Raw genomic sequence first — 9,262 nt, 5'->3', positions numbered from 1 at the left:
GGCCGAGCGCGAAATACAGCCACGGCACCCAGCCATTGCCGAACTCGCCGAAGTGCAGCGCGTAGGCGGCCGCCAGCGTGGCATGGTTGGCATCGATCGTGCCGTTGGTTTCGATGTCCAGCACCAGCTTGTCCAGGTCGGTACGCTGTTCGACGCGTGCCGCTTCCACCGAATAGGCGACGCGACGGACCGGCGAGAACGACGCATCCAGGACCAGACGGCCGATGGCACGGGTCTCTTCGTCCGGACGACGACGCGCGGCCGCCGGCTGGTAGCCGAAACCACGCTCGATCTTCAGACGCATGTTGACTGCCGTGTCCTTGGTCAGGTGGCAGATGACATGATCCGTGTTGAGGATCTCGACGTTGTGGTCGACCTTGATATCGGCAGCGGTCACGACACCCGGACCCTGCTTGGACAGCGACAGGGTTGCACTGTCACCGGTGTGCATACGGATCGCCACGTCCTTCAGGTTGAGCAGGACTTCAAGCACATCCTCCTGCAGACCTTCCAGCGTGGTGTACTCGTGCAGAACGCCGTCGATCTCGACTTCCGTGATGGCGAAGCCCGGGATGGACGACAGCAGCACGCGACGCAGGGCATTGCCCAGCGTATGCCCGTAACCACGCTCCAAGGGTTCGATAACGACCTTGGCGCGGGTGTCGGTAAGGCGTTCGATCTGCGGACCACGAGGACGCAGAACCTGGTTGGCGGTAACCGTCATGTTGCGGGTTCTCCTAGTGAACCCCCGGCCGTCGCCGGGGGCTCTCCAATGTGAATTACTTCGAATACAACTCGACGATCAGCGCTTCGTTGATATCCGCAGGCAGGTCCGAACGATCCGGCACGGCCTTGAAGATGCCGGCGAACTTGCCCGCATCCACTTCGATCCACGACGGACGCAGGTCATGCGTGCTGGACACAGTCAGCGCTTCCTGCACGCGAAGCTGCTTGGCAGCCTTCTCGGACAGGGCAACAGCGTCGCCAGCCTTGACCTGGTACGAAGCCAGGTTGACCGACTTGCCGTTGACCGTGACGCCGCGGTGCGAGACCAGCTGACGGGCAGCCGGACGGGTCACAGCGAAGCCCATGCGGTAGACAACGTTGTCCAGGCGGGTTTCCAGCAGCTGCAGGAGGTTCTCGCCGGTGTTGCCCTTCTTGGTCGAGGCCTTCTTGTAGTAGTTGCGGAACTGACGCTCCAGCAGACCGTAGATACGCTTGACCTTCTGCTTTTCACGCAGCTGGGTGGCGTAGTCGGACAGCTTGCCCTTGCGGGCGGTCGCGCCGTGCTGGCCGGGCTTCTGCTCCAGCTTGCACTTGGAGTCCAGCGCACGGGCCGGGCTCTTGAGGGAAAGGTCGGCGCCTTCGCGGCGGGCGAGCTTACAGGTAGGACCGATATAACGAGCCATTTCTTATCGCTCCTTTAGACGCGACGCTTCTTCGGCGGACGGCACCCGTTGTGCGGGATAGGCGTCACGTCGATGATGTTGGTGATCTTGTAGCCCACGTTGTTCAGCGAGCGCACGGCCGACTCACGACCCGGACCCGGGCCCTTGATGCGGACTTCCAGGGACTTGACGCCGTAGTCGAGCGCGGCGCGGCCGGCCTTCTCGGCAGCCACCTGGGCAGCGAACGGGGTGGACTTACGCGAACCGCGGAAGCCAGCGCCACCGGACGTCGCCCACGACAGAGCATTGCCCTGGCGGTCGGTGATGGTCACGATGGTGTTGTTGAACGAAGCGTGGACGTGGGCAACGCCGTCAGTGACGACGCGCTTGATCTTCTTCTTGGTCTTAGCGACGGGCTTAGCCATTTCTTAGGTCCCTTACTTCCTGATCGCCTTGCGCGGGCCCTTGCGGGTGCGGGCGTTGGTACGGGTGCGCTGACCACGCAGCGGCAGGCCGCGACGGTGACGCAGACCGCGGTAGCAGCCCAGGTCCATCAGGCGCTTGATCGCGATACCGATTTCACGGCGCAGATCGCCTTCCACGATGTACTTGGCCACTTCCGAGCGCAGACGCTCGATTTCCGGCTCCGACAGATCGCGGATCTTGGTGGTCGAGGTCACGCCTGCAGCGTCGCAGACCTTCTTCGAACGGGTACGGCCGATGCCGTAAATGCTTTGCAACCCGACCCAGACGTGCTTCTGGGCTGGCAGGTTGACGCCTGCAATACGCGCCATGACGCGGTTCTCCAGCTGAGTGATGGCCGACAGCGCACCCGGGGGGCGCCGATCCGGCAGGATGTATCCAAAAGTGAACTAGCGATACTAACAAGGTTCCGGTTTACATGGAAGCCCGTGAAACCTGAAAGGTTTCATGGACCCGGCCCAGGGAGTGTGCCCAGGCTCCGGCGCCGGACCAGGTTGACCTCGGCGGAGAGACCCTTGCGGACCCCTCCCCGGTGTCGCCCGCGCTACTCCAGCGCGGAACCACCCGATCTCACCCCCACCCGGAACCGCTGCGGGGGCCGCCCTTCGTTTGTGTGGCCAGAGTCCGCGAAGCGGAGGACCATCACGTCAGGAAGACGAAAGTATAACAGGCCAATCAGCCGCGGGCAAAACCGCCGCGGTTGCCGCCCTTCAGGTTGGCCTTCTTCAGCAGGCTCTCGTACTGGTGCGACATCAGGTGCGCCTGGATCTGCGCAATGAAGTCCATCACCACCACCACCACGATCAGCAGCGAGGTGCCACCGAAGTAGAACGAGGCATTCAGCTGCGTGCGCATGATTTCCGGCAGCAGGCAGACGATCACCAGGTAGGCCGAGCCGGCCGCGGTCAGGCGGGTCAGCACGCCGTCGATGTAATCGGCGGTGGCCTTGCCCGGCCGGATGCCCGGAATCAGCGCGCCCGACTTCTTCAGGTTGTCGGCGGTTTCCTGCGAGTTGAACACCAGCGCGGTATAGAAGAACGCGAAGCCGGTGATCAGCGCCGCGAACACGATCATGTGCAGCGGCTCGCCCGGACCCAGGGCATTGGCGACCTTCTGCAGCCAGGTGGCCGAGCTGGCCTGGCCGGACCACATGGCCAGGGTGGTCGGGAACGCCAGGATGCTGGAGGCGAAGATGGCCGGGATCACACCCGCCATGTTCAGCTTCAGCGGCAGGAACGAGGTCTGGTTCATGTACGCGTTGCGGCCACCCTGGCGACGTGCGTAGTTCACCGTGATGCGGCGCTGGCCGCGTTCGACGAACACCACGAAGAAGGTGAAGGCCAGCACCACCAGCGCGATCAGCAGCAGCTGGATGAACTGCAGGTTGCCTTCGCGGAAGGCGTCGAAGGTATGGATGACCGCGCCCGGCAGGCCGGCCACGATGCCGGCGAAGATGATCAGCGACACACCGTTGCCGATGCCACGTTCGGTGACCTGCTCGCCAACCCACATCAGGAAGATGGTGCCGGCGGTCAGGGCGACCACCGCGGTGAGCACGAAGCCCATGCCCGGGGCGTAAACGACCGGCGCACCGGTCGGGGAGAGCTGGTTCTGCAGCGCCAGCGCAATGCTGCCGCCCTGCACCACCGCCAGCAACACGGCGCCGATGCGGGAATATTGGGTGATCTTGCGGCGACCGGACTCACCTTCCTTCTGCATCGCCTTGAGCGCGGGGAAGATGTGCACGGCCAGCTGCATCACGATGGACGCCGAGATGTACGGCATCACGTTCAGCGCGAAAATGCTGAAGCGGTGCAGGGCGCCGCCCGAGAACATGTTGAACATGTCCACGATACCGCCGCCCTGCGCCTCCATGAGCGCAAGCATGGCATCGGGATTGACGCCCGGCACCGGCACATAACAGCCGATGCGGTAGACGATCAACGCCCCGACGACGAACAGCAGACGCTGGCGAAGTTCCGTGAACTTGCCGAGCCCGCCGCCCAGGTTACCAATGCCCGCTTGCGCCATGACTTACTCCTGTACGCTGCCGCCGGCAGCTTCGATCGCGGCCTTGGCACCGGCCGTTGCTGCGACGCCCTTCAGGGTGAAGGCCTTGGTCAGGCCGCCCTTCATGACGATCTTGGCCTTCTTGGCCGTGCTCGGGACCAGCTTCGCAGCGCGCAGCGCGGCGAAATCGATCTCACCGGCTTCCAGGCGATCCAGCTGGTAGGACAGCACTTCAGCGGTGTCCTTGGCCATCTTGGAACGGAAGCCGATCTTCGGCAGACGGCGCTGCATCGGGGTCTGGCCGCCTTCGAAGCCGGCCTTGATCTTGCCGCCACCCTTACGGGCGAACGAGCCCTTGTGACCGCGGCCGGCGGTCTTGCCCAGGCCGGAGCCGATACCGCGGCCGACGCGGGTGCGTTCGGTGCGGGCGCCCGGTGCCGGGCTCAGTTCATTGAGACGCATGGTCATTGGATTATTCCTCAACCTTGACGAGGTAGTGGACCTTGTTGATCAGGCCGCGAACCTGCGGGCTGTCCTTCAGTTCACGCACATCGTTGAGCTTGTTCAGGCCCAGCGCCTTCACCGACAGGCGGTGACGCGACTGGGAGCCACGCAGGCCACGCACCAGGCGGACCTTGACAGTCTTGACGGTGTCATTAGCCATGGTTGAGATCCTCCACCTTCTTGCCGCGCTTGGCCGCAATGCGGGCCGGCGACTGCATTTCGCCCAGACCCTTCAGGGTGGCGCGAACCAGGTTGATCGGGTTGCGCGAACCGACGGCCTTGGCCAGCACGTTCTTCACGCCCACCGCTTCCAGCACGGCGCGCATGGCACCGCCGGCGATCACACCGGTACCTTCCGAGGCCGGCATCATGAACACGCGGGCTGCGCCGTGGCCGGACTTCACCGGGTGCCACAGGGTGCCGTTGTTCAGATCCACGTCGACCAGGTTCTTGCGCGCCTGCTCCATCGACTTCTGGATCGCGACCGGCACTTCACGCGCCTTGCCGTAACCGAAGCCAACCTTGCCCGCACCATCACCGACCACGGTCAGTGCGGTGAAGGTGAACTGGCGGCCACCCTTGACGGTCTTGCTGACGCGGTTGACCGCGACCAGCTTTTCGATCATGCCGTCGTCGACTTTCTCTTCGCGGTTACGGTCGCGATCGCGACCCCGCTGCTGACGTTCTTCTGCCATGTTGATTCCTTGATTGATTGAGTATGTACGGCTCGGGGCCGCTTATAGCTGTGAAGTGAAGCGGTGGATCGAGCGCCCCTGCAGAAGAAGGACGTCGCCCGGCACAGCCCGTGCCGGCAGGCAGGCGGAAGCGGGGACCTGCCCCGCTTCCTTATCCCTTAGAACTGCAGACCGCCTTCGCGGGCTGCCTCGGCCAGTGCCTTGATGCGGCCATGGTAGCGGTAGCCCGAGCGGTCGAATGCGACCTTCTCGATGCCCGCAGCCTTGGCGCGCTCGGCAACCAGCTTGCCGACCTTGGCGGCGGCGTCGCTGTTCTTGCCGTTCTTCAGGCCTTCCTTGACGTCGGCCTGGGTGGTGTTGGCAGCGGCCAGCACCTTGGAGCCGTCGGCGGTGAAGACCTGCGCATACAGGTGCTGACCGGTGCGCAGCACCGACAGACGCGGCACGCCGAGGACGCGGATGTGCGCGCGGGTGGACTTGGCGCGACGCAGGCGAGCGATGTTCTTGTTCATGATATTTATCCTTGAAAGCTGAAAACCCGACGATTCCCCGATCAGGGGACCCGCCCTTAGGCCTTCTTGGCTTCCTTACGAATGATGACTTCGCCGGCGTACTTCACACCCTTGCCCTTGTAGGGCTCCGGCTTGCGGTAAGCGCGGATCTTGGCGGCAACTTCGCCGACCAGCTGCTTGTCGTTGCCCTGGACCAGGATTTCGGTCTGGGTCGGGGTCGACAGGGTGATGCCTTCCGGCGCCACGTACAGGATCGGGTGCGAATAACCGAGCGACAGGTTCAGGTCCTTGCCCTGCATGGCGGCACGGTAACCGACGCCGACCAGCTCGAGCTTGCGCTCGAAGCCTTCGGTGACGCCCTTGACCATGTTGGCCAGGATGGCGCGCACGGTGCCGGCGAGGGCGACCAGGTCGTCATTGGCAGCGGACAGGGTGGCAACGCCATCTTCCACGGTGATTTCAACGCCGGCGACCTTCGGCAGCGACAGGGTGCCCTTCGGGCCCTTCACGCTGACGGATTCCGGCTGGATGTTCAGTTCAACGCCCTTGGGCAGGTTGACCGGCTTCTTGGCTACGCGGGACATAGGTTTCTCCTTCTCGCCTTAGGCCACGAAGCACAGGACTTCGCCGCCGACGCCCAACTGGCGCGCCTGCGCATCAGTCATGATGCCCTTGGAGGTGGAAATGATGGCGATGCCCAGGCCGTTGAGGACCTTCGGCAGCTCGGACTTGCCACGGTACTGGCGCAGACCCGAACGCGAGAAGCGCTTCAGGGTCTCGATGACCGGCTTGCCCTCGAAGTACTTCAGGACGATTTCAAGCTCGGCCTTGTTGTTCTCGGTCTTGGTCACGCGCAGGTCGGTGATGTAGCCCTCGGCCTTCAACACTTCTGCGATTGCAACCTTGATCTTGGAGGACGGTGCCTTCACCGTCTGCTTGCCCACCGCGGCCGCATTCTTGATGCGTACCAGCAGGTCGGCGATGGGATCAGTCATGCTCATAGTCGATACCTTTGAGTGCACCGATATCCGCTTTCGCGAAAATCTTGCTGTGTTTTGAATTCCTGGGAGGGGCCAGGACCCTTTGAAACGTGAATCGGCCAGCCCAGGGCCAGCCCACCCCCTGCCCCTGACGAGGCAAGACCGGGAGTATACGACAAAAAGAGCCCGACTTGCGTCGGACTCTCTTTCCGGATGAACCTGAACAGCCGGCCCATCCCCTGCCCCGCGCCCTGGGGCGCGGACCAGGTGGAAGGGATTGCTCCCTTACCAGCTTGCCTTGCGCAGGCCCGGCACGTCGCCGCGCATGGTGGCTTCGCGCAGCTTGTTACGGCCCAGGCCGAACTTGCTGTACACGCCACGCGGACGACCCGACAGTTCGCAGCGGTTGCGGTGGCGGCTCGGCGACGAATCGCGCGGCAGCTTCTGCAACTTGATGACGGCCTGTTCCTTCTCTTCGTACGACGCGGTCGTGCTGGAGATGATCTTCTTCAGCTCTTCGCGCTTGCCCGCGTACTTGACGGCCAGCTTGGCACGCTTCAGATCGCGGTTGACCATGGAGGTCTTTGCCATTTCGGAATCCTCGACGTATCAGTTACGGAACGGGAACTTGAACGCTGCGAGCAGCGCCTTCGCTTCCGCATCGGTCTTGGCGGTGGTGGTGATGGCGATATCCATGCCGCGGATCGCGTCGACGGCGTCGAAGTCGATTTCCGGGAAGATGATCTGTTCCTTCACACCCATGTTGAAGTTGCCGCGACCGTCGAAGGAACGACCGGACACACCACGGAAGTCGCGCACGCGCGGCAGCGAGATGTTGATCAGGCGATCCAGGAACTCATACATCTTGGCACGACGCAGCGTGGTCTTGCAGCCGATCGGCCAACCATCGCGGATCTTGAACGAAGCCACCGAGACGCGGGACTTGGTCACGATCGGCTTCTGGCCGGAGACCTTGGCCATGTCGGCGACGGCATTTTCCAGGATCTTCTTGTTGGTCGCCGCTTCGCCGACACCCATGTTCAGGGTGACCTTGACCAGCTTCGGGACCTGCATCGGATTGGTGTAGCCGAACTGCTTCATCAGCGCCGGCACCACTTCGTCCTTGTAGAACTTTTCCAGACGGGAAGTCATCTTGTCATTCCTCAGGCGTCGAGCGCCTCACCGCTGGAGCGGAACACACGCAGTTTGCGTCCATCCTCCAGCACCTTGAAGCCAACGCGCTCGCCCTTGCCCGAAGCCGGGTTGAGCACATTCACGTTGGAGATATGGATCGACGCTTCACGCTCGACCACGCCGCCGGCGATACCTGCCTGCGGGTTCGGCTTGGTGTGGCGCTTGACGATGTTCGCATTGGCGACGATCACGCGATCGCCGTCGACGCGGACGACTTCGCCCTGCTTGCCCTTGTCCTTGCCGGTGTTGATGACGACCTGGTCGCCCTTCTTGATACGGTTAGCCATGATTATCTCCTGTCGCTCACAGCACTTCGGGAGCGAGCGAGACGATCTTCATGAACTTCTCGGAACGAAGTTCACGGGTCACCGGCCCGAAGATGCGGGTGCCGATCGGCTCTTGCTTGTTGTTGAGCAGGACCGCGGCGTTGCCGTCGAAACGGATCAGCGAGCCGTCGGCGCGACGCACACCCTTGCGGGTACGCACCACGACGGCGTCATACACTTCACCCTTCTTGACCTTGCCGCGCGGAATTGCATCCTTCACGGTGACCTTGATGATGTCGCCGATACCGGCGTAACGGCGCTTGGAACCACCCAGCACCTTGAAGCACATCACCTGCTTGGCACCGGAGTTATCCGCGACATCAAGGTAGCTCTGCATCTGGATCATGATTCAGATCTCCTTATTGAGCCGCACGCGTGATGATTTCCACCACGCGCCAGTTCTTGGTCTTGGACATCGGAGCAATCTCGGTCACGCGCACGACATCGCCTTCGTTGCAGGCGTTGTCGGCATCGTGGGCGTGCAGCTTGGTCGAACGCTTCAAGTACTTGCCATACAGCTTGTGCTTGACCTGGCGCTCCACCAGCACGGTGACCGTCTTGTCCATCTTGTTGCTGACGACACGGCCTTGGACCGTGCGCAGCGCGTTGTTTTCAGTAGTGTCGCTCATCGCGGCCATCCTTACTTGTTGCTGCCGAGCAGGGTCTTGACGCGAGCAATCTCGCGGCGGACCCGGCGGGTTTCGTGAGTCTTCGGCAGCTGCCCGGTGACCTGCTGCATACGGAGCGAGAACTGCTCCTTACGCAGGTCGGTCAGGTGGGACTTCAGATCGTCAGCCGACTTTTCGCGAAGTTGTTTGATATCCATCACATCACCGTCCGGGTCACGAAAGTGGTGGTCACGGAGAGCTTGGCAGCTGCCAGGCGGAACGCCTCGCGTGCCACGTCTTCTGCCACACCCTCAATTTCATAGATCATGCGGCCGGGCTGGATCTGGGCGACCCAGTATTCCACGTTGCCCTTACCAGAACCCATTCGGACTTCGATGGGCTTCTTGGTGATCGGCTTGTCCGGGAACACTCGGATCCACATCTTGCCACCGCGCTTGACGTAGCGGCTGATCGAGCGGCGGGCCGCTTCGATCTGGCGCGCGGTCAGCTGACCGTGGGCGGTTGCCTTCAGGCCGTATTCGCCGAAGCTGACAGCGTTGGC

The 9,262-nt window shown here is 62.8% G+C and carries 18 protein-coding genes; all 18 read right to left on the bottom strand.

Annotation, left to right across the window (positions count from 1 at the left end):
* On the bottom strand, window positions 1–724 hold a 724-nt coding region (rpoA, locus tag ACIGII_RS19355; RefSeq protein ID WP_399657647.1), incomplete at its 3' end, for a DNA-directed RNA polymerase subunit alpha.
* Between the two features lie 55 nt (window positions 725–779).
* A complete protein-coding gene (rpsD, locus tag ACIGII_RS19350; protein WP_070208999.1) occupies window positions 780–1,409 on the bottom strand; it encodes a 30S ribosomal protein S4 in 630 nt (209 codons plus the stop codon).
* Between the two features lie 14 nt (window positions 1,410–1,423).
* Window positions 1,424–1,813: a 30S ribosomal protein S11 gene (gene rpsK, locus ACIGII_RS19345; protein ID WP_017355427.1), complete on the bottom strand. Its 390-nt coding sequence runs from the start codon at window positions 1,811–1,813 to the stop codon at window positions 1,424–1,426.
* 12 nt (window positions 1,814–1,825) lie between these two features.
* Entirely contained in the window at window positions 1,826–2,182 is a 357-nt protein-coding gene (gene rpsM / locus ACIGII_RS19340) for a 30S ribosomal protein S13 (protein ID WP_017355426.1), read from the bottom strand.
* 364 nt (window positions 2,183–2,546) lie between these two features.
* Entirely contained in the window at window positions 2,547–3,902 is a 1,356-nt protein-coding gene (gene secY, locus ACIGII_RS19335) for a preprotein translocase subunit SecY (protein WP_145481790.1), read from the bottom strand.
* A gap of 3 nt (window positions 3,903–3,905) precedes the next feature.
* Window positions 3,906–4,349, bottom strand: coding sequence for a 50S ribosomal protein L15 (rplO, locus tag ACIGII_RS19330; protein ID WP_102944243.1), 444 nt, complete (start codon window positions 4,347–4,349; stop codon window positions 3,906–3,908).
* 4 nt (window positions 4,350–4,353) lie between these two features.
* On the bottom strand, window positions 4,354–4,545 hold the full coding sequence (gene rpmD, locus ACIGII_RS19325) for a 50S ribosomal protein L30 (protein WP_145481791.1): 192 nt from the start codon (window positions 4,543–4,545) through the stop codon (window positions 4,354–4,356).
* Window positions 4,538–5,080: a 30S ribosomal protein S5 gene (gene rpsE / locus ACIGII_RS19320; RefSeq protein ID WP_399641019.1), complete on the bottom strand. Its 543-nt coding sequence runs from the start codon at window positions 5,078–5,080 to the stop codon at window positions 4,538–4,540. The genes rpmD and rpsE overlap by 8 nt, the downstream gene beginning before the upstream one ends.
* Window positions 5,081–5,238: 158 nt before the next feature.
* Window positions 5,239–5,592 carry a 50S ribosomal protein L18 gene (gene rplR, locus ACIGII_RS19315; protein WP_399641021.1) on the bottom strand — a complete coding sequence of 118 codons (354 nt, stop codon included), beginning with the start codon at window positions 5,590–5,592 and terminating at the stop codon, window positions 5,239–5,241.
* Window positions 5,593–5,648: 56 nt separating this feature from the next.
* On the bottom strand, window positions 5,649–6,176 hold the full coding sequence (gene rplF, locus ACIGII_RS19310) for a 50S ribosomal protein L6 (protein WP_399641024.1): 528 nt from the start codon (window positions 6,174–6,176) through the stop codon (window positions 5,649–5,651).
* A gap of 18 nt (window positions 6,177–6,194) precedes the next feature.
* Window positions 6,195–6,593, bottom strand: coding sequence for a 30S ribosomal protein S8 (rpsH, locus tag ACIGII_RS19305; protein ID WP_145481794.1), 399 nt, complete (start codon window positions 6,591–6,593; stop codon window positions 6,195–6,197).
* A 264-nt stretch (window positions 6,594–6,857) separates the two neighbouring features.
* Window positions 6,858–7,163 (bottom strand): 30S ribosomal protein S14, encoded by a 306-nt coding sequence (gene rpsN / locus ACIGII_RS19300; protein ID WP_068849472.1) that lies wholly within the window; start codon window positions 7,161–7,163, stop codon window positions 6,858–6,860.
* An 18-nt stretch (window positions 7,164–7,181) separates the two neighbouring features.
* A complete protein-coding gene (gene rplE / locus ACIGII_RS19295) occupies window positions 7,182–7,724 on the bottom strand; it encodes a 50S ribosomal protein L5 (protein WP_399641028.1) in 543 nt (180 codons plus the stop codon).
* An 11-nt stretch (window positions 7,725–7,735) separates the two neighbouring features.
* A complete protein-coding gene (gene rplX / locus ACIGII_RS19290; protein WP_399641030.1) occupies window positions 7,736–8,053 on the bottom strand; it encodes a 50S ribosomal protein L24 in 318 nt (105 codons plus the stop codon).
* Window positions 8,054–8,069: 16 nt separating this feature from the next.
* Window positions 8,070–8,438: a 50S ribosomal protein L14 gene (gene rplN / locus ACIGII_RS19285; protein ID WP_010483978.1), complete on the bottom strand. Its 369-nt coding sequence runs from the start codon at window positions 8,436–8,438 to the stop codon at window positions 8,070–8,072.
* Window positions 8,439–8,451: 13 nt separating this feature from the next.
* Window positions 8,452–8,721 (bottom strand): 30S ribosomal protein S17, encoded by a 270-nt coding sequence (gene rpsQ / locus ACIGII_RS19280; protein ID WP_399641032.1) that lies wholly within the window; start codon window positions 8,719–8,721, stop codon window positions 8,452–8,454.
* Window positions 8,722–8,732: 11 nt separating this feature from the next.
* Window positions 8,733–8,918, bottom strand: coding sequence for a 50S ribosomal protein L29 (gene rpmC, locus ACIGII_RS19275; protein WP_214900310.1), 186 nt, complete (start codon window positions 8,916–8,918; stop codon window positions 8,733–8,735).
* The coding region (gene rplP / locus ACIGII_RS19270; protein WP_399657645.1) for a 50S ribosomal protein L16 at window positions 8,918–9,262 on the bottom strand (345 nt) is incomplete at its 5' end. The genes rplP and rpmC, both read right to left, overlap by 1 nt.

This window comes from Stenotrophomonas sp. NPDC077420, assembly GCF_044543385.1.
In the GTDB taxonomy this organism is placed as follows: Bacteria; Pseudomonadota; Gammaproteobacteria; order Xanthomonadales; family Xanthomonadaceae; genus Stenotrophomonas.
The sequence above is the reverse complement of the archived record's forward strand: the minus strand, read 5'-3'. Positions and strand labels throughout refer to the sequence as shown.